This window comes from Methanosarcina acetivorans C2A (assembly GCF_000007345.1).
In the GTDB taxonomy this organism is placed as follows: domain Archaea; phylum Halobacteriota; class Methanosarcinia; order Methanosarcinales; family Methanosarcinaceae; genus Methanosarcina; species Methanosarcina acetivorans.
This window is the reverse complement of sequence record NC_003552.1, coordinates 2,746,563-2,768,914: the sequence shown is the minus strand read 5'-3', so window position 1 is coordinate 2,768,914 and position 22,352 is coordinate 2,746,563. Positions and strand designations below refer to the sequence as shown.

Below are 22,352 nucleotides of genomic sequence, written 5' to 3'. Positions count from 1 at the left end.
TATTTTACACCGGTTACCTCTATCTCCCGGTTGTCTTTGTTTCCCGGTTCCTCTTTATCCTCAGGTTATTTTAATTCCCGGGAACGCTTTATTCCCAGGTAATCCAAATTCCTCAGTCCCCCATTTATCTACAGTTCCCAAAACCTATCGCCAGAGTATTACCCCCCATCCAGGATAAGGAATGAAAACTGTGATGCCTCTTATCTTATGCAGAAAATAGTATAAAAAACATTTTACAAAAAAATAAATTAATGTAACACTGTATCTCCAGTTTTCCAGCCCGCTTTCACCGATTCTATGCGGCCATCAGGCCCCTATACAGGTTTACAGGTTTAGCCAGAGCACCAGCAGGAGGTGAACTCCAACAAACCCCGGCACAAGATATCTAAACATGGGTTTCTGGGTTTTATGTCTGAACTGCATCATTCCGAACCAGGCACCGATAGGTCCGAAAAGGGAAATAGTCAGAAGGGTTTTTTCCGGGATCCGCCAAATTTTCTTTCTCGCTTTAGATTTATCCAGCCCGTACAGGGTGAATGAAACTGCATTAAGCGCAGCGTAAATAAAGAGAAAAATAATATATACAGTCTCTACCATGGGAAAGAATTCTCCGTAATAATAATTAAAAGCTGTGATGATTTACAGGAAACAGTTTCATGCTCACTTTATCGCGTCTTACTTCATCGCATGAAACACTTTCGTCCTTAATTCATTGCATTTATTTCAATATATCAAAGCTCTCATCTCATATTTATGTCAAAAGCTCTGTCAGAAAACGCAAAATAAGATGAAAACGGATATTCGGATTCAGAGGATTGTAAATGGAGATAAACGAACAGGAAGTTTTACAGGTGCCGGAAAATAAAAACAATAATCATAAAATCCTGGTTTCTCCTCAGCCCCCTGCCCTAAGGGTGGGCCATTACCTTCCAACCCTTATTTTCCTGGGGTTGGCTGTTCATCTGGTCCTTCCCCAACTTGCTTCGGTTGAATCGTCCCTTCAGGTTATCAGGACAATGGCTTTATGGGCTGTACTGCTCGCTGCCGTTGCCGAGACTACAAGTTACATAGGATACGGGTATCTCATAAATTCGATTCTGGCAATAGTTAACCAGCAACTCTCCATCTTAAAGGGAGCTGGCATAACTCTCGCTGCAGCCAGCATGGGGATGCTTGCAGGGGGTACTTTAGGAAATGCAGCAGCTACTTACAGCTGGGTACGAAAATCCGGAGTAAGCGCAGAGGGTTCGGGGCTTGCAGGCACGTTGCCCACCATATTCAATAATGCAATTTTAACGTTACTGGCAGCAGCCGGGATAGTCCACCTGCTCTTAGCTCACGAACTCTCCACCATACAGTTTTATGCCTTTCTCCTGATCCTTAGCATACTGAGCTTTGGAGTTGCAACAGTAAGCTGGGGAAGAAACCACAGGGCCCGTTTTAAAACCGTAGCTCTAGGAATAGCATCTTCATTCGCAAGACTTCTACGCAGACCTTTTACCCCAACTTCAACCGAGAACTCGGTAAACAGGCTCTTTACAGCCCTTGATATACTCCATGATGGAGGCTGGCAGTTCCCGGCGCTGCTGGCAGCCTTTTCAATAGGTTTTGACGCGCTGACTCTTTACTTATTTTTTATAGCCGCAGGGCATCCGGTAGGGCTCGAAGTCCTGCTTATAGGATACGGGCTTCCCCTGCTCTTCGGAAAAATGGCTTTTGTAGTCCCCGGAGGAGTCGGAGTTGTGGAGAGCACGATGATTGCCCTGTATACCGGACTTGGAGTACCCAGCTCGGTTGCTGTAGTCGTCGTACTCGGATACAGGGTGTTTTCTTTCTGGATTCCTACTCTGGTCGGTTTTCCTATCGCTTTTTATCTGCAGAGGAAATGAAGCTAAGATAAAAGGGAAGCTAAGATAAAAAAGAAGTAAAATCGAATGTGAAATTAGGGTTTCATACTCGTAGCATCGTTATACTTCCAGGCTGCGGAGAATTTTAGATGAAACTGCCATTCCCATGCAGGTGTCAAGTGTTACCGAGTACATTATCCCTATCACCTTTCCCCCCTGCACGATAGGAGAGCCGCTATCCTCCGGCTCCGGCATATCATGGCATTGGAAACCCAGGAAAAGCAGTGAAGCTCCTGAATTAACCACTCTGCAATAATGGATGGTACGGGTATCATTGATAAGCTCAGCCAGTTCCAGCTCTGCCGGGCTGCCAAACTCGGTGATTTCGGCCGCAGTGCCAGAAGGAAGCTCTATCAGGGCTAAATCATAATCTTTCAAAATTCCGGTAACAACAAGTTCCATTCCATTAACTGTCAGGCGGTCCCCCTCTCCCCGAAATATGTGAGAAACCGTAATCATGTAAAGCACTCCTTTAAGAACGATTACAGCGCCGATAGTACCGCGTTTTCCATTGTGAAAAAAAGAACTGCCTGCTTTTATCATAAGCTTTGACCAACCTCCCTGTTACTTTCGCATGGTTTATGGTATTTCCTGGTTTACGTTAAGCTTGGTCTTAATTATATTTCAATTATATCTCAATTATATTTACCTTTATATGTTAACAGAGGATTGATCAGATTCTTTAACGCTTCCTCTTAATCCCGGGATTATCCTGTGAACCCGCTTTTGATACTCCCTGTACTCGTCACCGAACTGCGCCACCAGCCTTCTCTCCCAGTGAAGAGATCCCAGATAAAAGTATATTGTAGTCAAAATGTATACGATAAGCAGATTGACAGTCATGACGGGAGTGAGCCATATCATGACCAGTCCCGAGAGCAGGAAAGGATCCCTTACCCACCTGTAAATACCCCGGATCTTCAGGGAATTTGCCTCAGAAGCCTGTGAGCCAGCGAGTTGCGAACTTACTTTGAACCGGTGCGGAGCATCCAGATAAGCCACAAGATCAAGCGTTCCGGCAACCAACTGCCCGCCGACCATGAGCCAGCGCCAGGGCGAAGATATTTTGTAAAGAACCCGCCCAGGATTTTTGTAGAGCTGATAGATAAGCGGCAATATCGTCAGCACCGCAGTAAGGCTGTATGCCGGCAGATAGAGCTTTTCTGCTTCGGGACCGGCAACTCTCATGACCAGGCGTTTGAAGGGCAGGCTCGCAGTCAGGCTGTGAATAACCGCGAATGCAACCAGAGAAAAAACAGCAGTAATTTTGGAAGAAACCAATTCCAGCAGCCCCCTTATTTTTATTTATACAGCTTATATCCCCACGCCAGTATGAAAAGTTTACTTATGATGCCTCAAAAATATTAGAGGTGCAGGAAATTGCAAGCAACTGATGATGTGAACGATAATTAACCGTAATTGATGTGAACGATAATTAACCGTAATTGGTGTGGACGATAATTAACCGTAATTAGTGTGGACGATAATTAACCGTAATTAGTGTGGACGACAATTGATATGGATGGTAATATTTGCTAAATTAGAGTTTGTCAAACCTCCAGAGATAAAATTTTCAATTCAAATTTTCCTCCCGCAGCTATAGCAACTGCCTTTATGAACACAGATTGTGCCTCCGCATTCGGTGCATGTCCATCTTATTTTTTCATTTTTTAGAAATTCCTCTATACCAGATTTTTTAATGTTTTCTAGGTTTTCGACCATACTCATGCCGTATCTGGTACGATACCTTCTATCCAGATGCTTTAAATTCTTGCAAGGAAAATTTTCACATTCAAAACAAAATGTTAATTTGTTTTCTGTTAAAGTTTCACATGTTTTTATTTTGCATATTACTCGAGTAACAGGTTTGTTAGCCTCAATTCTACAGCCCGGGCATTTGTTCCTCTTCCTCAAGTAAGCCGCACAAATGCGACAATTCATTCCGCAGGGAGCAATGAGTAGAGCTTCGTTCAATAATATCATACTCCTGGATCTTCTCCTTTCTGGATCTTATTCCTTTTATACTGTGTGTATCTTTAGATAGTAATGTCCATAAAGTTTAAACATACACTGACAGCAACATACGTCCCATTTTTACTAAACAAGCCAAAAGTAAAAAGTGTATAGTTTTACTGCAAAATGTAAAACATTAATTCTGTAGGTCTGGATGCTCATGTAGGTTTTTTTTGCATGAAATGACCCCAAGTAAGAACAGCTTGGCTTCTGACCTTCAGGAGCCTTTAGGTTCCTTGTGGATCTGGCAGTTATCAGCCTGATTGAAAGCGGAGCTATGGAAAGTAAAGACTTTATCAGGACTGAGAATTACAATCTCAGGCTAAAACCTGCAGGAGCCAGGAAGGTTGTTAATGAGTTTTCAAGTATGTTGAATGAAAAAGTAAATTACCAGGGTAAAGAAAGCACATGGAGTTATGTTATCTTTTTGAAGGTAAGAGAATTAGCCCATTATCTTACTACCAAAAAGGAAAAACTGGATTTCGTTAAGCCTGAATATGAAATAGAGAGAGTTGATTCTTATGAAATAAGACAAAAGATCCTCAATATTTCTTATGTTGATTGGAAGAAATTAGGGTTTTCCAAAGGTACTTTACATTACATGAAGCAGATTGCCAAGTCAGATAAACCGTTTACTCTTGAGGCCCATGTTCTGGAAAGGGTGAATAAGTGGGAAGCATTGGTCTCAAGTCAAAAGTAAAAATGTGTATACTTTTACTTTAAAATGTAAAAATGTAAATTTTACAGTAAAGTAGTAAAACGACATCAAGAGAAATTGTAAAATGGATATATAATGAAAATGAAGTTTTAACTTCCGTTATAAAATTCAGTAAAAATTACCTATACTTTCCATTCAAAAATATACATTGGAAAATAAGGAGATGAGAAAAATACTTGAGAAAATGCCATTATGACATTTTCTCATATTCAGGACTTTCAACTTTGCCTATGAAAAGTATGCAACCTGTTCTCTTATCCTCTATCATAAATAAAAATGGATGATCTGCTTTGAACTCCCATGTGTATTCTATTTCTTCTTCTAATATTATGGCCCCTGTTGCTGCAGCAGCTTCAGTTCCTTTTTCATGCACATCTACAAATGCCTGATGATAAATCTCTGATATTGCCAAGCTCTTGTCTGGTGTTATTCCTGAGAAATTGGCTGCGTTTGGATTAAAAGCATCAACGACTCCCATTTCTATTAATGGAGATTTTAGTTCAGCTTCTGTTTTAAATGTAAATTTCGGAATCCACACTTCCACATAATCCCCTGTGCTCATATTCTCTTTTAGTTTACTATAATATTTGAGGGTAAAATTATTTTCTAACTCTGTAATGTTGTTCTCTTTCGGGAGAACTATGTACATGCTCAGGTTGTCACCTTTGTATGGCAATTCTAATATCTTCGCTTTTTGATCTTCCCCATAGTTGAACTTCTCCACAATGCGCATTGTACTTACACTTTTTTCATCGCCATTTGAAAGAGTGAATGACCTTGTTCTTGTAATATCAGGATCAAATTCTTTTACCCATGTTCCATTGAAATAAATCGTATTTGTGATTACCAACCGTGTATCTGGGCCAATTTCACCTTCAGGAATAAGTTTTTTTATTTTCTCGTTTGTCTTTTCTTCGACCCACTTATTAATGGTATCTGTGGATGCTTCAGGCTCATTTACAAAATCAACTGGTGTTACCATACCATCATAGTAGTTTTTCGCATTGGAAACATATTGTTCATTCAAAGTATAGTTTTCAAGGACCCATAGAGCATTTGTAGTTTCTAGGTCGTATGCATCATTATTAGAATTAATTGTACCTATCATCTTCTTTGAACTCTCTTCAAGAACGAGTTTATTTAGAGGATAGTAAAACGCATTTGACATCTGCTCCTTTGTGGAACCTTCGGTTCCATCATAACAAACAGCCATTGCAGAAAATATACTATATGGAGAAAATAAGACATTTTCATCTTCGTTTTTAACCATTGAATACAGATCAAAGGTAAAAGCATTGTTTGCAGTTGCAATATCATACTCTTCCACTGAATCAGTATTAATTATGGTCTTTGTGTCTACAGTTGAATTAACCGTAGTCTTTGTGTTTATAGTTGAATTTTCAATACATCCTATACAAAGTAATGCAAGTATACTTAACGAAATTACCAAAATAATTTTACATTTAGTCATAATTTATAAAAAATATGCGTAAGTATATAATATTTGTTATCTCCTATTAAAAAACAATACTGTCGTTGCAACAAAGAATTTATCTTTAAAGCTTTAGTATGATGCATAACTAGCTTAAAATTTCTACTTTTAATTAAATATATGTTATAAAATGAAAACTAATTTGGGCTAAGAGAACTTTGCAAAAAATACAGTTGTATATATAAAGTATATGAATATGCAAGAAAATTCGATTTTCCCCAAGTAAACTTTGTGAAAAGAGAAATAGTATAATTTTAATGAGGGCAACTTTAAAAATTCAACTGTTGTGCATTACCTTCACACTTGCGTTGCGTTTTTTTGAGTTACCTATATCCCATAAATTTAGTGCGAGGGATTGGATTCGAACCCACGAAATCCTGCTATTCAGGCTATGAACCTGACGCCTTTTACCGAGCTTGACGATCCTTGTATCTTGACTTGCCTGCTATTAAATAGAAAGTTGGCAGGTTTAACTTATTAACCTTTGTGACAACCTGACTTGGCTTATTTTTTGAGTAGTATATGCATTCAAATAAGTTTTTTGGAATCATATGTAATGGTAATTGCTCCATGCGCACATTTATCTAAACATAAACAGCAATCATTGCATTTATCTTCAATCACGGATGAAACATCATCGTCGGTGATGAAAATTGCACATGCAGGGCATTCGCCGATACAGCTTCCGCAACCAACACAGGAGTCGGCATTAATTTTTGCTACCATGGTTTCCACTTCTTATTTCATCAGTAAGTCAATTTCATTCATTGAATTTTATACATGAATATAGTTGACTATTTTATGTAGTTTAAAAGCTAAGTTAATTTTTCAGTAAACACAGCTTGGGGGCATTAAGTATTTACTTGTTCGGAAGCCCATATCTTTTTTCTGACTTCGTGATATAAAAATATATGCAATTATATTAAACTTTCAATATTTTAATGTCAGCAGACGAAGAATTGTTAATTGGAATCGTCGCTTGAATGAGAGAAAACGAGGTTATGTAAAGTCTATAGAGATAATTTTAAAGGTTCAACGTAAGCTGGACAAAATCTAATTCTCCGCAGACCTTACAAAACCTTATACATTGTCAGGTTAAAAAGATTGAAGCAGATAACATGGATTAGAATTTTTAGAGAGTTGAGGGGAAAGAAGGAAGATTAAAGCTTATTTTTTAGTGGTCACAATATCTCATTCAAATAAAAGTGATATTACCCAAAAGTTCTAAATACCTACTGATAAATTGCAAGCCTTTAAATTGGCACCAACAGATGAAAACAGTCAGTATCAGGAAAATCTGAACTAAAAGGAAAATCTGAACTAAAAGGAAAATCTGAACTAAACTAAAATAAGAAATTATAACAATTAGTGCAATGGATTTAATCCGAACCCACTAAATTTACTCCCCTTCTAATTCGAACTCTACCCCAAAAACCTCACCTCAACAATATTTATATGTGGGAAGGGTTACAGTACAGAAGGATTTTTTCAAACATTTTATATTACTCATGAGATTATTCAAGATATCATGACATGCAGAGGCATGGCACTCATGCATTAAAATTTACAACTGGAGAACGGTTTTACAAATTAGAAGAAGGTCCTTTTAATGAAATACTGGCAGCCGAAATACGAAACAATGAATCCCGGAGAACTGAGAAGACTTCAGCTTAAACGCCTGCAAAACAGTGCAAAGCTGGTCTATGACAATGTTCCTTTCTACAGGCAGAAATTCAAGGAGGCAGGAGTCACTCCCGAGGACATCAAAACCCTTGAGGACGTCCGTAAACTGCCTTTCACGCGCAAAGCCTACCTTCGGGAAAACTATCCTTTCGGCCTCTTTGCCGCAAAGAAGGAGGACATCGTACGCATCCACGCCTCTTCCGGGACCAGCGGAAAGCCCACGGTTGTCGGCTATACTGCAAAGGACATCGAGACCTGGTCGGACTTAATTGCCCGGAGTCTTACAATGATAGGGCTTTCAAAAGGTGACGTCGTCCAGAACGCCATGAACTACGGCCTTTTTACAGGCGGGCTCGGCTTCCATTACGGCGTTGAAAGGATGGGAGCAATGATTGTGCCGGCAGCAACAGGAAACACTGCCAGGCAGCTTGAGATGATGATCGACTTCGGGGTAACCGCAGTCCACTGCACCCCCTCCTACGCTTTCTACCTTGCAGAAACCGCAGAAGAGCTCGGCCTCATAGACAAGCTCTCCTTAAAAGCAGCCATTTTCGGAGGCGAACCCTGGTCGGAAAACACAAGAAAGCAGCTTGAAAAAAGGCTCAACCTCAAAGCCTACGACTGCTACGGCTTATCCGAAATGTTCGGTCCGGGAGTCGGCTTCGAGTGCCAGGAACAAAACGGTCTTCACATCTGGAGCGACAATTTCCTGGTCGAAGTTCTTGACGAAAACGGAGAGCAGGTCGCAGAAGGCGAAAAAGGCGAACTCGTCCTGACTTCCCTCAACAAAGAAGGCTTCTGCAACATCAGATACCGCACAGGTGACATGACAAAACTTCTCGAATCCGAGTGCGACTGCGGCAGGACAACCACAAGGATCTCCCGCCTGCTCGGCAGGGCCGACGACATGATGATCGTCCGCGGAATCAACGTCTTCCCCTCCCAGATTCAGGACGTTATCTCAAGGATCCCCGAGGTTGGCGAACACTTCCAGCTAATCCTCGACCGCAACAAACACATGCTCGACGAACTCACAATCGAAGTCGAACTCGAAGAAAACGCCTTCACCGGCGATCTCAAAGACCTCAAAGCCGTTCAGGACCATGTCCAGCGTGAACTCAAATCTGTCCTCAACATCCGCACAAACGTCGAACTCCTTGAGAAAGGCAGCATCGAGAGGACCGCAGGAAAGGCAAAGAGAATTATTGACAGAAGACCGCAGCTCTGAGCCTTCGGGCAGCTTAGAATTGCTGTTCGGTAACTTAAACATTAAACAATCAGGGAATTTTTCTTCTCTGATTTAATTAACTTTTTTAGTTGATCTAAACTAAATTCAGGTTCTTTTCACATGTAGCAGGACTAAAAATATTTCTTCTTAGAATCTTGGAGCTATCTACTGCGGCTCTAAAGCTGTTTTTTTTGCAGAATTTTTTCGATTGTGAAAGGGAATGAGAATTAAGAGCCCATATTTGAATTTTATTGATCAGATCTTCATTTTCGAAATGAAAAAATTTATCTTGTTATAAGGCATTTTTAAAAAAAAGAGGACTGTAGTTGGGAGGATGCTTGAAAACAGTTATCAGGAAGAGCACAGAGAATAAGGAAAGAAAAGTGAGCGGCCTGATCAATACGCACAAAAAATATAATTCCTGTAAGGGGGGGAACAAGTATGCGAGAAGCAAAAAACAAATCCATAAAATTTGGATTGACACACAATAATATAAAAGAAAGCAAAAAAACAATAGAAATTTGTGAGCTGGATCTTCAAAATTCCAGAGCAGGTGGAAATAGAAGGGAAGAGGGAAATGATCTTGGAAAATTGGGTTTGGCTTACAGCCATTTGGGAGAAATAAGAAAGGCTATTAAGTATTTCCAGCAGGCAGCAAAGATTTTTAAAGAAGTAGGCGACAGAAAGGGAGAAGAACTAGCTCTCGAAAACATGGGATTAGCATATACCCGGCTGGGCGCGATTGAGAAAGCTATTGAATATTACGAACAGGCCCTGGAAATCTCCCGTGAAACAGGAGATGTAGAAAGCGAAGGAACTGTTATAGGAAATATAGGGATGACATACGATTATCTGGGAAAAACAGAAAAAGCAATCGAATTCTACAAGTGTGCACTTAAAATCGCCAGAGAAACCGGTAATTTGACGGGAGAAAGAAATAACCTGGGAAACCTGGGGAACTTATGTTATCAGTTGGGGGAGCTAGAGGCAGCGACTGGATACTACGGTCAGGCTCTTAAAATCTCCAAGGAAATAGGAGATAAGCAAGGGGAAGTAGATATTCTTCAGAACCTGATGATAGCACATAATCGCCAGGGAGAAATGAAAAAAGTAGTAGAATATAGCGAACAGGAACTTGAAATCTTGAGGGAGATGGGGGAAAAATTTAAAGAAGGGCAAACTCTTGAAAGGTTAGGTTTAGCATATAGTTTTCTTGGAGAAAAAGATAAAGCAATTGAATGTTATGGCCAGGCACTCGTGATTAACAGAGAATTCGGAGACAGGAGGCAGGAAAATGATATTATAGAAAAATTAAAGTGTCTGCAAGAAACAAAAAAACCAGATGCTATTCAAAACAGAAAGCAGGCACTTCAAAAAAGCTGAAAAAAATGGCTTTACGCTGTTTTGTGTGGGTCGAAAATAACTGTTAGTTAGAAAATTGTCCTGCCAAAAGGAGAAATATAGAGGTTGAATTTGATTCTCGAAAAAAGTATTTCGATCTATCCTCAGTTAAAGAATTTTTTTCCTAAAGGGCATCGATTCTGTACCAAATTCGGTCTCAAATTTAGAGACTTTTTATTATTTTCTGGTTTTTCGTTTTCCCTCTATATCGTGCAAAACAATAAAATTTTAATTATATTGATATATTTTTTCTATTTATGGGAAAAGGAAACATTGCAATAGATAAATCAATGATAAAAACGATAGTTGACGGCAAAATAATAATTCCTTTGCCAAAAGTTTTGGTTGGAAATCGATACTATCCCATGTTCTCTATATTCTCCCCTACTCAGTGTGATAGTTGTGGAAGTAAATTACATGTTAACTCTCATCACACTCGTTTTATTATATCACGTTACGGCACTATATCTCTCAATGTTACATACTGGCTTTGTCCCACTTGTAAGAAACATTATCATGATCAGGTTATTGGTGTTCAGGGTTCTGCAAATTACAGTTCTGAATATTATGATACACAAATAAATGTCAGATACGATGGACGATGCAGTCTGCACAATTCTCGGCGAATTGGGGAAACATATACAGAAGGAGTAATAAATGTCTGTGGAAGAGCTCCTTGTCCCACTTCATTGTGGTTATATGAACAGAAACTAGCAAAACTTTCAAAGCAAGAACTTTTGAACCAAGGAGTTAGCTTTGAAGAAACATTGTATGTTGATGGGAATTGGATCAAGAATGGATGGAAAAAAAAGCTTGAAGAATTTATTGGAACGAAACTCACAAAGAAAGAATGGAAAAAAATGCGATATAAATCTGTTTACGTTGTTGCTACCAAAGAGAAGGTCATTTTAGATTTTGAAGTAACTGAGAGGTTACCAACAATTGAGGCTCTGATGCCTCTTTTTATACGAATAAAGAACCGATTTCCTGAAGATAAAATCAAAAAGATTGTTTCTGATGAGGATAAAGCGATCATTGGAGCCGTAAAAATGGTCTTTCCTGAAGTGACTCATTCTTTTTGTGTGTTTCATCAATTAAAAAACGTTAGTAAGAGGTATTATGAGGAATTCAGTTCTGTTGAAGAGATTCCAGATAACGATAAGATTACCTACAATGAGATATCTCAATTGATACTTTCTGATACGGTTATCAGTGCTGTTGCGCATATTCAGAAGATACGAGAATTTAACTCTGATCTTGAACTTTCTGAAGCGTCTCATAAAGCGATTTCTTATGCCGAAGAGATTTTCAGCAAGAATGTGAGCTTCTTGAAAAAAGGTTTTACACCTGAGACAGATAATACAATGGAACAAATATTTTCTTTGATATGTGATATAGTAGACAAAGTAAGGTCATTCAAAACCGATAATGGACTAACTAATTTTTGTTACAATCTATTTACTTTTTTCAACAAACGGTGTTTCAGCACTGGAAAATGGAAAGGTTTCTCACCTTTAATGAGAGCAAGATTCCAATATGGATAATGCTAGAATTGGAGAATAATTAGTTCTTAAACTTGATGGCTTATAGCTGTAGCTGTCGGAAATTCCCACAAAAATAGTTCCACAATTTGGAAAATTTTGGTGAATGCTTGTGTGAATGAATCAACATTTTTAAATGAGTGAATTGATTTGCTCAAATTGGGATGAAATTTTGTGGTTGTCTTGAAATTGAAGAAAAACCAGAAAAAATTAAAAAGACTCGTTTTTAGCTAACACATATCAGCCAGAAACACATATCAGCCAGAGCTTGAATGTGCCTTGATATCCCCAGGTTCTTTTTACCTTAATTTTTTGGATCAAACTTTATAGCCCGATCGTACACTATCTCTGAATAGGCTGGTCCGGTTTTTGTAGTGTTTTCCATATAGAGTCTCCAGGCAATGAAAAGCGGTTGATCCAGTTCTATACCATAAGCTCCCACACCGTAGGGAACCTCATAGCAGTATTGATCGTCTTCGCTGCAGTTCCTGGCTAGCTTGTAGACATACAGATATTTAGCATTAGGATTATCAGGAAGATATTCCTCAGCAGATCCACTGAAATCTGCGTCTGTGATTGCTCTAACGCCGTTCCACCCATCAGCTCCGTATATGCAGAAGTTCGAGTACGTCGCCTTTCCTGTGGCTGCATGATTAACCCCATAGACAATTATGAATTCATTGGAGTCGTTGCCCAGTGTAATTTCTGGCTCTTGCAGGAATGGATAGTACTGCGAGGTGTCAAAGAAAGGAGGTGTAGGTGAAGAGGCTGTCTGGTTTGCTGACCATAGATAAACTGCATCGTTGGTAGGACCTACGCCATTGATCCCTCTCTGAATAGCATCACTCCCTATAGGAACTCCCTGACTGGTCGGAAGCTCTGTGGCATTCGATTCATTATACTTGTCAAGAATCGCAATCCTTAGCTCTTCGAGATCATCCATAAGGTCAAACTCTGTTTTTCCGGTTCCACGAACCCTTAACTCCGGATAATCATATGGGTCAAGTTCCACAGTTTCGTTGGGAGTAATCCTGAAAACAGTCGCAGGTGGATTATTTATGTAATCGTCGCCAGCCTGCGTGTCATTAAATAGAGCTGGGCGGAAAAATAAGGCAAATGTATCGGAATCATTCTCCAGGCCCATGTTCAGCATGACTGAGGGCATCACCTGGGTATTAATTATATTGTCCGAATATCCTGCAGACTGGGCAGCGGCCCGGATGCGTTGATCAATGCCTCTGTCAGCAGTAAGGATTATTATTGTGGTTTGATTGAAAGGATTCCCGGAAGACCCGTTTGGAGTTCCTTCGGTTTTGATAACAAGGTTATTAATCGTATCTGCTATGTTAGCGAAGAGCCATCTCCTCTCGTCCCCAATTGTCCTGTGCATAATGAAACTGTCGTAGCTGAAGTACCTGCATTCCGGCGCCGTTCTTCCCACGAAAACAACAGCTTCATCAGAACCAAGGTTCCAGAACGGAGTTGTATTCTCTTTTACTCCAAGCGTACTGGTTATTTGCTTGATTTGTTCATCTACTTCATAACCAGGTGCCGGTGGAACAAAATATATCAAATATTTTGTGGTGGGATTGTTTCCGTATGCAGAAGGCAGTACCCCTTCCTCAAATAGCTTGAGAAAATCAAAGTAACCCACTTCTCCTTCCTGTACGGTAAATCCATTCTGTTCTAAAGCCTGTTGAAAAGCCCCCGCGTCGTATGTTTCATTCGCGGCGAGGACAGTTCCAGTTAACAGTATAAACGAAATTCCAAGTATTATAGCCATTATATATTTTTTCATATATAACCCCCTGGTTAATTTTTCATTTAATATATTAGAAACCTTGTCAGGACATTAACTAAACTTGGATAGTTGATCTGTTGATTGTTCAAATGATTCCTTACTCCCAACCTGTTTTGATTATCCCTATTTTGTAAAAATAATACCACAGAAATACCAAAAACGTATAACAAAACTTTAAAGCTCGTTTTTCATGTTTACTCCCAACAGCCGGTTGTACTACCGCTTTCAAAGATCCCGGGTAGCTTCCCGCTCGATGCAGGAGAACGGCCTTTCCCACAAAGTCTGCAAAGAAGCTGAAAGGTGTGCGAAGAAGCTGAAAAATCTGAATTTTAGCAAATGGAACCTTGAAAAAAGCTGAAGCCTGAAAATATTTCATTCGAACAGTTCTAAATAACAAAATTTATTTTCCAGCACCTTCAATACCAAAAAGATATTGGAGGAGTTTTGTGGATCCAGCCGTTATAGCCCAGCAAGCAACTGATATTCTTGCTCCAGCTTTGCCTTTCATTTATGCAGGAGGCGGAGCCATAGCAGATAAAGGCAAAGATATGCTTATTGGGGGAAGCAAAAAAGTTGCTGAAAAAGTAGCTGACAATGCGCTGGGTAAAGTGAGTGATGGAGTTTTCGACAAAGCAGAAAAGATACTCTCAAAATTAAACCTCAAAAGGAACCCAAAACTGGAAGAAAGTGCAAAGCAAGCAGCCAGAAACCCCAAGGATCCGAAAGCCCTTGAGGACTTGCAGCAAATAATAAGGGAAATTCTTGATGGAAATCCCAAACTTGCAAGAGAAATCCAACTTACTATAAACTATGATATAGATTTTGAAATCCAAAACATCAGCCAGTTTGCAATGGGAAATTACAACAATTTTTACAATTTTGAAAGCCCTCTGGAGAAGAATACCTAAAAATAATTGAAGGTCTGGAGCAAAAAAGGAAGGAAGCATCAAATCAAGAAATTCTAAGCCGTTATAATCCTTCAATTCTCCCCTACTACCCTGAAAAACTGAAGAAATTTGTCACCAAAAACCGAGCTGAGGAGTTAAGAAAAGCCCTCATATACATTGAAAAACACCGAATTTTACTTCTCAGCGGAGTCGGTGGCGTTGGCAAGTCAACTCTTGCAAGAGCCCTTGTAGACCTCAGACCTGTAAACGTCCCCGAACCTTTCTGGTTCAGCTTTTATGATAATCAAGATGCAAAACTGGGTGATATTCTTGAAAAACTCGCCGCCTACATGAACGCACCAGAAATTGCAGCCTTTAAAGCCGAAAGAAGGGAACCCGACAAGACTGACGTTGACAAACTCACTGGTGAACTTGATATAAGAAGCGAAATCTGGCTCATTTTCGATGACCTTAGCACTATTCTAGAAGATCAACATTTTGCAGACAAAGGTGTCGAACTTCTCTTTTCTTCCCTGCGATATAACACCCATAACGCAAAAATAATAGTTACAAGCCGAATCGTGCCGATATTTGAAAATGGAGAGAGTCTTATTGATGTGGTGGAAGACGAGGAAAAACAAAATCTCAAAGGTTTGAGAAAAGACTATGCGGTTGACTACCTTGTCAGCAATGGACTTGACAAAGTGGAACACGAAAAGCTGGAAGAACTGGCGACAGGTGTGGATGGTCATCCCCTTGCCCTGAAGTTGCTTGTAGAGCTGGTAAAGGAATTTGGTGTTAAGGATACACTCGAAGACCTGAGCATGTATCAGGAAAGTAAAGATGATACCATCAAAAAGGCAAGGAGATTATTCGACAAACTGGCAGGTGAAGAAAAAGAACTTCTTGAGAGCATCTCGGTGTATCGTGAGCCTGTGGATATGAAAGGGCTCAGGGAGATGTTTACGTTAAATACTCCAAAAAATGCTGTAAAAAAGCTAACTGACAAATCCCTTCTCGAAAACGACCACAATGGAAGCTACTGGCTCCATCCACTGGTTCAGGAATTCTCCTATAAGGATCTGAAAAACAAAAAAGAAGCTCACATTCTTGCAGTAAAATATTGCCTTTCTCTTCCACTACCCGAAAATCCAACCAAAAAAGGAGATGTACAGCCTTTGATCGAGGCTCATTATCATACTTGTGCGGCAAAAGAATATGACGCTGCTGCAGAAATAATATTTCATTTTAAACTCTATGAAATGCTTGAAAGATGGGGTAATTACAATACTTTAATAGAGCTTTATGAAGGAGTGTTGCCAAAAAGTCATTTTGAAGATGAACCATTGTTAAAAAATAAAGAATTTCATATATCTATTTTAGGCAACCTTGGAAATGTATATACAGTTTTAAACGAAGGAAAAAAAGCAATTCAATATCATGAAAAAGTTGTTGAATTAAATAAAGGAGCTACAAACAAGTTCAATGAAATAATAAGCATCAGTAATATTGGTTTATTCTATTTTCAACAAGGAATGATGAAAAAAGCGATTGAATGTTTTGAACAAACTTTAAAAATTTCAAACCATGATAACCAAAAAGGTATAAGTGGAGCAAATCTCGGCAATATAGGTCTCGTTTATTTACAAATTGGAGAACCTAAAAAAGCAATTCAATATTTTGAAAAATCTTTACCTCTTTTAAAAGAAGCTAACGACAAAAGAAGAGAAGGAGCTAATTTAGGACACATGGGTATGGCCTATTTACAACTCAATGAAGCAAAAGAGGCAGTCCAGTGTATTCAACAGTCAATGTATATTGCAGAAGAAATTAATGATAAAAGAAGCATAGGAAATTGTTTTGGAAACATGGGTATTATCCATTCTTTTTTTGGAGAAATGAAAGAAGCACTTGAATCTTATGAACAAGCTTTAAGTATTGCAAAAGAAATTGACGACAGGTGCAATTTAGGGAACTGGCTTGGAAACAAAGGTCGTGTCTATTTTGATTCTGGAGAAATAGAAAAAGCAATTGAATTTTATAAACACGCTTTAAGAATTGCTAAAGAAATAAACGATGTGGTAAGAGAAGGACTTTGGATCGAGAATTTAGGTCAAGCATTCAGTTACCAAGGGGAATTTAAAAAAGCAATTGAATATTATGAGCAAGCGCTGAAAATTTCAAGGGAAATTGGGAATATAAGTGCCGAAGGAAATCTTTTGGAAAATATGGGGCTAGCATACTATAGTCTGGGCGAACCCAGAAAAGCAATTGAGTTTTTGAAGGAATCCCTAGCTATAAGAAAAGCGATAGAAGATCCGAAGATAATTGGTTTTTGTGAGCAGAAATTGAAGGAACTTAAAGGGTATGATGAATGACTATATCTTCTTTTATTCATGGGAAAAGCCGTTTGCTTCGCAAACGGGGTGGCTGCTGGGGGAAGATGCAAATTGGAAACAAAGCCATAATTTGAAAACTATAAGCTAAGAAATAAAAATTCCTGTAAAAACCCACAAGTAGAACCAAAAGCCCAAAAACAATAAACTATTAAGTAAGCAACCCCAACCCTTATCAACAGTTTTTTCCTAATTTAGGTTTCTTAACAATCGTATTTTTACTCAGCTTTAAAGGTGGAACTATGCCTCACATAATGGAATTGCTTGGAAAAACAAGAGTTGTTGTAAAGGATGGAAAGGTCATCGAAGTCGGAGAGCCTGAAGTTGATTGGTGCCCCCTCTTTGCCAAGATCCGGGGAATCAAGAAGATCACCCCTGAAGAAGTTAAAAAGAACATGGAGTTCAGGATCAGCGACTTCGGGATGTTTACGGAAAAGCGCAGGCTGGAACTTGAGGATTTTGTAGGGTTCGGAGCATCGGAAGTTATGATGACAGGCCTGAGCAGAGGCTTGCTTGACACAACCGTGACCGCCTGTGACGGAGCAGGGACGGTCATCTCCAACAACCCGACCCTTGTGCAGGGAATGGGTGGAAGGATGTCCGGGCTCGTTGAAACCGAACCGATCGATGGCATCATAAACAGAATTACAGAATGCGGCGGAATCGTGCTTGACCCCTCAACTGCAAAAATGGACCCTGTTGCAGGCGTGAAAAAGGCAGCCGAACTCGGGTACAAAAAGATCGCAGTAACTGCAGCTTTTGCTGAAACCGCAAAAGAGTTACGGAAGCTTGAAGCCGAACTCGGGCTTGACCTGATTGTAATTGGAGTCCATGTTACAGGTTTAAACAGGGAAGAAGCCCAAGTCCTCGTGGAAAATTCAGATATCGTAACCAGCTGCGCTTCAAAGCCCATCAGGGACCTTGTAAAGCCCATCGCTCAGGTAGGGACTGCAGTACCGCTTTTTGCCCTTACCCAGAAAGGAAAAGAACTTGTGATCGAAAGGGCAAAGGACATCAAAAGCCCGATTCTGATCAATACCATGGCTTTGCCTGTGCTGCCTGAACACAAACAGCCAAAGGACCTGATTTAAAGCGAAATAAAAATGGCATCAAAGCCGTTACTGTTTACGCTTTTCTTTTCCATTTTCATTTCCTTTTTCTTTTTCTTTTTTTCTCTTCTTCTCTCCTACTCCTTTCATTTTATTTTATCCTCAGATACTTCTTTTCCTCTCATGATGCTGTTTTTTCCGGCAAAAAATTCGTGTCCAGAATTTTCTACGATAAGATTATATTTTTTAGAACTTATGAATGTTATATTTCTGAAAAAGTATTGCCTAAAGTTTCAGGGAAGATGAGATGACTGCCATACTAAGTGACAGAGAAAATAAAAACAACATTCTTGAAGAAAGAATCATAACCGAAAAAAACAGGCTCTTACGTTTCATAAAAGAAAGAAACGATTACATCAGAAACTTGCCTGAAATCGAAAAGAAAGCGTTTATCGCATCAATACAGACGATAAAGGACCGTAAAGATAAAATTGAAAGGCTGCTGGTGAAGAAAGGAGCAAAAAGAGGCATTGACGACCTTTTTTTTTCCTTTGAGGATCTTCCCCTTTTCGGGAAAGTCATATGTAAAAGAGTACACTTTTTTTAACAGGTATTCACGAGTATATATAGGATATTTATGTACTATATAAATTATTATGAAAAAAATACGAAAAGTGAGAGTAGTTAACTGATTTAAAAAATTGGATATTGTCTTTAACACTGAGTACTTGGCTCTCTTTTTTATTGATTCTGATTTCCAACAGGTCACTAAACAGGTAATATATTTCAAAGACCTAAACGTAAAAGCGCAATTGTTATCGTTTTTAACTAAAGTTTTGTAATGTGTTATATGTGCTACATGTACTATATGTGCTATATATATTACACAAAAACTATTTATAATTTTAAAAGTATCAATAGATTAATTCGAATTAAATTCTATGAGGTAAGACAATGGCTTGTCGAGTCGCAAATAAATATGCTGTTAGCTTGTATTTAGATCCAGAGACTTTAGAAAAAGTAGATGAAGCCAGAGGCGAAGCTAAAAGAAGCACGTTTTTGGCAGATAAAATAAAGAAAATGTTTAATGCATGACGAAATTTTGAATATAATAAAAGAAGATTAATAAAAATATAGGAAGGTAAAAAATGAATATATCTAAAAAAATTGCATTAACAATTGCCTTGTTTTTGCTCGTACACTTTTTAACAGGTATAGACATTCCTATTCCAACTGCATTAATCTTGTTTATACTCTCGCTTTCCGCTTTTATTCTAACATGGGTGAGAAAAATAATACTTAATAACGCCAATACAAAAGAAGAAGCGAGAGAAGCTATAAAAGAGAAGTGCCATGCTATAAAACCTGCATATTCATCAGGTTTTAACATATATTTTGTGCTTTCTCGAATAATAATAACGTTTATCCCAAAATCAGCAAGAGAAGACGGGATATTAAAATACATTTTGCATTGTTATAGGGGCAAATATCGGAGAGTATTAGATCCAGATAGTTTGAGTTTATTTAAAGTCTCTTGTGTCTGCGGGGGCGGTAAGTAATGCAGGCAGTTTCTAATTTTAAACCTGAAACTATTGATGCTTTCAAAAAAATCTATTCTGAATATAAGGAAGCTATCAACTTTAAAGCCAAGTTTGGAAACCCCACAGAAAAGGCTTTTGCACTTACTGTTTTAACTGTCGCTGGGGTGGATACGCCTTGAATGAAAAAAGAGGCTCCCTAAAAGCTGGCAGGCATAGGGGAGCGGACAAAGAGAATCCTAAATCCAACTTTTCTATATGTAATCAAAGGATAAAAACGTTATCTTCTGCGTTCACGCTTTCTTTTTGGAAAAAAGGCTATGATATAGCTGAATATATGGATTGCTTCGAGGGGTGAAAAATGGCTTCATTACGCGAGCAGCTGTTAGAATGGTATAATAAAATTCCATACAATTCAGAGTTAGACTCCGTAAATCTCAATTTTGAAATCGTGGAGGTTATGATCCAGTCCGAAGAGTTAAGAACTTTGTTTTCGTATGCTCCTTCGTGGGGTCTTCAAGATCTTGAAAAGTTAGCTTTGATCTTAAAAAAATATAGATTTGTAGCATGGGAAGTTTTCAAAATCATCGAAACATATTCTCCTACCACATGGGATAATGAAAAAGAAGCTATAGAACAGAGAATAAACGAAATAATGAATACTCCAAACGAACAGGAAACAGATGTATTCAACATTGATTTTAACCTTTACCCATTCAGGGTGTCCAAAAACGGAATTGAGGTACTTAATAATAATAAAGATATAGAAGATTATGATGTGATATCAGAAACCCCTATTGTGATATCTGCAACAGGTGTAAATTTAGATGATGAAACTTTTCTCTATCAATGTACTTACAGAAACGTAATAGGCGACTATAATACTAAGTGGGTATTGCCTTCTGATATCCTATCCTCTGATATTAAAAAACTTGCGAATCTAGGATTACATATCAATAGCAATGATTCAAAATACTTATTAACATATTTTAAAAAGATGGTAAAGTATGTAAGATGGATGCCAAAGGAATATACAGCACTGCGGACCGGTTGGAAGAAAGACTGTGCAATATTTATTATTGGTAATAATTCGTACTCAGCAGATGGGAAGAGAGATATTATACCAATTGATGAAGTTATGGGGGAAATGTATACTCAGAAAGGAAATAGAGATGAGTGGATAAAAATAATAGCTCCAATGTTGGATTATGATATAACCCGCATAAAATGCTATTCAGTGGTTGCAGCTATGATTTTGAAAATCATTGACGCCCCATCATTCATACTACACCAATACTTCGAAAGCTCCGGATCAAAAACACTAACGACAAAAATAGCACTTTCATTAATAGGGAATCCGGAATTACTATGTAGAAGTGCAAACAGCACAGATATCGGGATCGAACAAACAGCAATACAGAACACAGATGTTGTTTTGGCGTTTGACGAGACTACCAGAAACCCCCAGTTCAGGCAAAATGTGTACAACCTGGTAAACGGAGTAAGTCGAAACCGAGGTACGATTAAGAATAATGAAGTGCGTGCAGCTAATGTAGTTACCTGGCGAAATGTGACTATTTCAACAGGGGAGTATCCGTTAACGCAGTCAGATAGTTCTGCTACGGGTGAAATGGTCCGTATTCTGGAAATATTCGATGGGGTACCCAAAATAGACGAAAATCGCATCCGCGAAATTGAAGAAACTGTTAGAAGTCATTATGGGTTTTTCTTGGATGATATAATAGAAGTGATAATTTCATACCAGAAAATTCTGAAAAACCGGTACAACGTGATAAGGGATAAATTTGAAGTCGCATCTACACCTTTCGCAGCTCGCAAAAAAAATTACTACGCGGCTCTAACACTCGGAGGTCAAATATTAGAGAATGTTTTAATGAAGTACCAAATACCTCATAAAAATGCTTTTGAGATCTGCAAAAAATATTATATTTCAACTGTCATTAATGACGAAACCATCCCATATTACATCCGAGCTCTGGACGCTGTTTATTCCTGGCATGTGAGGAATAGGCGGTCCTTTGAATACAGTAACAAACTAGATCCGTATAGCACGACGACAGCTAAAGGAATTGAGATAAAGGGATGGGTTACTGCTGCAGGAGTAATATATGATGAAGGAGCCCTACGGAAATATTTAGGAAGTATAAATCAGAATTTTGACCGTGCTATCAAAGAATGGGATAAAGAAGGCATATTAACAAAGCGTACTGATGGAAAAACCAAGAAATACTGTACGACTGTAAACGGGCAGACCGCGAGAGGATATTATATTAAATTTGAAAAAATATACGATGTATTGAAAATAAAAAAGAAAGATATAGAGATAGAAGAAGATCTTAATAAACAAGAATGTGAAGACATAGAAGAACTAAAGGGATCCAAAGAGAACTCAAGAGTAAATTTAAAAAGAATTTGTGAGGGTTTCATTGTAGAACGGCCCGATTTAAATAACGTGACGAGAACATCTGAAGAAGTTGCAAAAGAATTTATCAAAACTGATGATGGGAAAGACTGTTCATTTCATTACGGATTCCAGGATATCGTAAAAATGTTCTCAAAAATAAAGCAGAGATCTAAATAAGGATATTTTTTTTCTGAAATTATAGTTATTTCTGTTTTAAAATATATCAAATAAATATGTATTGATTATATAAATTTCTTTTAAAAAATAATCAGA

General features: G+C 38.5%; 21 protein-coding genes. 14 read left to right on the top strand and 7 right to left on the bottom strand.

From position 1 onward, the window contains the following. Positions 1-324 precede the first annotated feature (324 nt). Positions 325-597, bottom strand: coding sequence for a DUF1294 domain-containing protein (locus tag MA_RS11675; protein WP_011022232.1), 273 nt, complete (start codon positions 595-597; stop codon positions 325-327). Between the two features lie 224 nt (positions 598-821). On the opposite strand from MA_RS11675, the gene MA_RS11670 reads away from it, so the two are divergent. Further along, the gene (locus MA_RS11670; protein WP_011022231.1) at positions 822-1,889 is read left to right on the top strand and encodes a lysylphosphatidylglycerol synthase transmembrane domain-containing protein; all 1,068 of its coding nucleotides are present in this window, start codon (positions 822-824) and stop codon (positions 1,887-1,889) included. A gap of 78 nt (positions 1,890-1,967) precedes the next feature. Here the strand turns inward: MA_RS11670 and MA_RS11665 are convergent, their stop codons facing one another. The 3 genes from MA_RS11665 to MA_RS25495 form a co-directional block, all read right to left on the bottom strand. Next, entirely contained in the window at positions 1,968-2,450 is a 483-nt protein-coding gene (locus MA_RS11665; protein WP_011022230.1) for a hypothetical protein, read from the bottom strand. 108 nt (positions 2,451-2,558) lie between these two features. After that, positions 2,559-3,188, bottom strand: coding sequence for a methyltransferase family protein (locus MA_RS11660; RefSeq protein WP_011022229.1), 630 nt, complete (start codon positions 3,186-3,188; stop codon positions 2,559-2,561). Between the two features lie 297 nt (positions 3,189-3,485). Further along, entirely contained in the window at positions 3,486-3,890 is a 405-nt protein-coding gene (locus MA_RS25495) for a DUF3795 domain-containing protein (protein ID WP_011022228.1), read from the bottom strand. Between the two features lie 268 nt (positions 3,891-4,158). Between MA_RS25495 and MA_RS11655 the strand changes: the two genes are divergently transcribed. Then, positions 4,159-4,620 carry a hypothetical protein gene (locus MA_RS11655; RefSeq protein ID WP_052279157.1) on the top strand — a complete coding sequence of 154 codons (462 nt, stop codon included), beginning with the start codon at positions 4,159-4,161 and terminating at the stop codon, positions 4,618-4,620. A gap of 208 nt (positions 4,621-4,828) precedes the next feature. Here the strand turns inward: MA_RS11655 and MA_RS11650 are convergent, their stop codons facing one another. After that, positions 4,829-6,109, bottom strand: a complete 1,281-nt coding sequence (locus MA_RS11650) for a serpin family protein (protein ID WP_011022227.1) — start codon at positions 6,107-6,109, stop codon at positions 4,829-4,831. A 549-nt stretch (positions 6,110-6,658) separates the two neighbouring features. After that, positions 6,659-6,856, bottom strand: a complete 198-nt coding sequence (locus MA_RS11645; protein WP_011022226.1) for a 4Fe-4S binding protein — start codon at positions 6,854-6,856, stop codon at positions 6,659-6,661. 883 nt (positions 6,857-7,739) lie between these two features. Here MA_RS11645 and MA_RS11640 point away from each other — a divergent pair. The 3 genes from MA_RS11640 to MA_RS11630 all read left to right on the top strand — a co-directional run bounded on the left by MA_RS11640 (position 7,740) and on the right by MA_RS11630 (position 11,986). After that, on the top strand, positions 7,740-9,041 hold the full coding sequence (locus MA_RS11640) for a phenylacetate--CoA ligase family protein (RefSeq protein ID WP_011022225.1): 1,302 nt from the start codon (positions 7,740-7,742) through the stop codon (positions 9,039-9,041). A 441-nt stretch (positions 9,042-9,482) separates the two neighbouring features. Beyond that, positions 9,483-10,424 carry a tetratricopeptide repeat protein gene (locus tag MA_RS11635; protein WP_011022224.1) on the top strand — a complete coding sequence of 314 codons (942 nt, stop codon included), beginning with the start codon at positions 9,483-9,485 and terminating at the stop codon, positions 10,422-10,424. Positions 10,425-10,699: 275 nt separating this feature from the next. Further along, positions 10,700-11,986 carry a transposase gene (locus MA_RS11630; RefSeq protein WP_011022223.1) on the top strand — a complete coding sequence of 429 codons (1,287 nt, stop codon included), beginning with the start codon at positions 10,700-10,702 and terminating at the stop codon, positions 11,984-11,986. 301 nt (positions 11,987-12,287) lie between these two features. On the opposite strand, the gene MA_RS11625 is transcribed toward MA_RS11630, so the two are convergent. Next, complete coding sequence (locus tag MA_RS11625; RefSeq protein WP_011022222.1) at positions 12,288-13,781, bottom strand: hypothetical protein; 1,494 nt, start codon at positions 13,779-13,781, stop codon at positions 12,288-12,290. Between the two features lie 449 nt (positions 13,782-14,230). Between MA_RS11625 and MA_RS11615 the strand changes: the two genes are divergently transcribed. From MA_RS11615 to MA_RS11585, 9 genes are all read left to right on the top strand, one after another. Further along, positions 14,231-14,692 carry a hypothetical protein gene (locus MA_RS11615; protein WP_011022221.1) on the top strand — a complete coding sequence of 154 codons (462 nt, stop codon included), beginning with the start codon at positions 14,231-14,233 and terminating at the stop codon, positions 14,690-14,692. A 329-nt stretch (positions 14,693-15,021) separates the two neighbouring features. Beyond that, on the top strand, positions 15,022-17,049 hold the full coding sequence (locus MA_RS11610; RefSeq protein WP_011022220.1) for a tetratricopeptide repeat protein: 2,028 nt from the start codon (positions 15,022-15,024) through the stop codon (positions 17,047-17,049). 260 nt (positions 17,050-17,309) lie between these two features. After that, a complete protein-coding gene (locus MA_RS11605) occupies positions 17,310-18,158 on the top strand; it encodes a methanogenesis marker 8 protein (protein WP_011022219.1) in 849 nt (282 codons plus the stop codon). A gap of 265 nt (positions 18,159-18,423) precedes the next feature. Then, a complete protein-coding gene (locus tag MA_RS11600; protein ID WP_048065343.1) occupies positions 18,424-18,723 on the top strand; it encodes a hypothetical protein in 300 nt (99 codons plus the stop codon). Between the two features lie 347 nt (positions 18,724-19,070). Further along, a complete protein-coding gene (locus MA_RS26935; protein ID WP_157860193.1) occupies positions 19,071-19,211 on the top strand; it encodes a hypothetical protein in 141 nt (46 codons plus the stop codon). Positions 19,212-19,264: 53 nt separating this feature from the next. Further along, positions 19,265-19,675, top strand: coding sequence for a hypothetical protein (locus MA_RS26930; RefSeq protein ID WP_011022217.1), 411 nt, complete (start codon positions 19,265-19,267; stop codon positions 19,673-19,675). Next, positions 19,675-19,836 carry a hypothetical protein gene (locus tag MA_RS26925; RefSeq protein WP_157860192.1) on the top strand — a complete coding sequence of 54 codons (162 nt, stop codon included), beginning with the start codon at positions 19,675-19,677 and terminating at the stop codon, positions 19,834-19,836. The genes MA_RS26930 and MA_RS26925 overlap by 1 nt, the downstream gene beginning before the upstream one ends. Next, positions 19,833-20,012 carry a hypothetical protein gene (locus MA_RS11590; protein WP_048065341.1) on the top strand — a complete coding sequence of 60 codons (180 nt, stop codon included), beginning with the start codon at positions 19,833-19,835 and terminating at the stop codon, positions 20,010-20,012. The genes MA_RS26925 and MA_RS11590 overlap by 4 nt, the downstream gene beginning before the upstream one ends. Positions 20,013-20,015: 3 nt before the next feature. Then, positions 20,016-22,256 (top strand): DUF927 domain-containing protein, encoded by a 2,241-nt coding sequence (locus MA_RS11585; protein WP_011022216.1) that lies wholly within the window; start codon positions 20,016-20,018, stop codon positions 22,254-22,256. The last annotated feature ends 96 nt before the right edge of the window (positions 22,257-22,352 follow it).

Excerpts from the sequence above, each read along its gene's own strand:
- MA_RS11675 (WP_011022232.1), bottom strand. The coding sequence starts at position 597 with ATGGTAGAGACTGTATATATTATTTTTCTCTTTATTTACGCTGCGCTT.
- MA_RS11670 (WP_011022231.1), top strand. The coding sequence starts at position 822 with ATGGAGATAAACGAACAGGAAGTTTTACAGGTGCCGGAAAATAAAAAC.
- MA_RS11665 (WP_011022230.1), bottom strand. The coding sequence starts at position 2,450 with ATGATAAAAGCAGGCAGTTCTTTTTTTCACAATGGAAAACGCGGTACT.
- MA_RS25495 (WP_011022228.1), bottom strand. The coding sequence starts at position 3,890 with ATGATATTATTGAACGAAGCTCTACTCATTGCTCCCTGCGGAATGAAT.
- MA_RS11650 (WP_011022227.1), bottom strand. The coding sequence starts at position 6,109 with ATGACTAAATGTAAAATTATTTTGGTAATTTCGTTAAGTATACTTGCA.
- MA_RS11645 (WP_011022226.1), bottom strand. The coding sequence starts at position 6,856 with ATGGTAGCAAAAATTAATGCCGACTCCTGTGTTGGTTGCGGAAGCTGT.
- MA_RS11640 (WP_011022225.1), top strand. The coding sequence starts at position 7,740 with ATGAAATACTGGCAGCCGAAATACGAAACAATGAATCCCGGAGAACTG.
- MA_RS11635 (WP_011022224.1), top strand. The coding sequence starts at position 9,483 with ATGCGAGAAGCAAAAAACAAATCCATAAAATTTGGATTGACACACAAT.
- MA_RS11630 (WP_011022223.1), top strand. The coding sequence starts at position 10,700 with ATGGGAAAAGGAAACATTGCAATAGATAAATCAATGATAAAAACGATA.
- MA_RS11625 (WP_011022222.1), bottom strand. The coding sequence starts at position 13,781 with ATGAAAAAATATATAATGGCTATAATACTTGGAATTTCGTTTATACTG.
- MA_RS11610 (WP_011022220.1), top strand. The coding sequence starts at position 15,022 with ATGAACGCACCAGAAATTGCAGCCTTTAAAGCCGAAAGAAGGGAACCC.
- MA_RS11605 (WP_011022219.1), top strand. The coding sequence starts at position 17,310 with ATGCCTCACATAATGGAATTGCTTGGAAAAACAAGAGTTGTTGTAAAG.
- MA_RS11600 (WP_048065343.1), top strand. The coding sequence starts at position 18,424 with ATGACTGCCATACTAAGTGACAGAGAAAATAAAAACAACATTCTTGAA.
- MA_RS26935 (WP_157860193.1), top strand. The coding sequence starts at position 19,071 with ATGGCTTGTCGAGTCGCAAATAAATATGCTGTTAGCTTGTATTTAGAT.
- MA_RS26930 (WP_011022217.1), top strand. The coding sequence starts at position 19,265 with ATGAATATATCTAAAAAAATTGCATTAACAATTGCCTTGTTTTTGCTC.
- MA_RS26925 (WP_157860192.1), top strand. The coding sequence starts at position 19,675 with ATGCAGGCAGTTTCTAATTTTAAACCTGAAACTATTGATGCTTTCAAA.
- MA_RS11585 (WP_011022216.1), top strand. The coding sequence starts at position 20,016 with ATGGCTTCATTACGCGAGCAGCTGTTAGAATGGTATAATAAAATTCCA.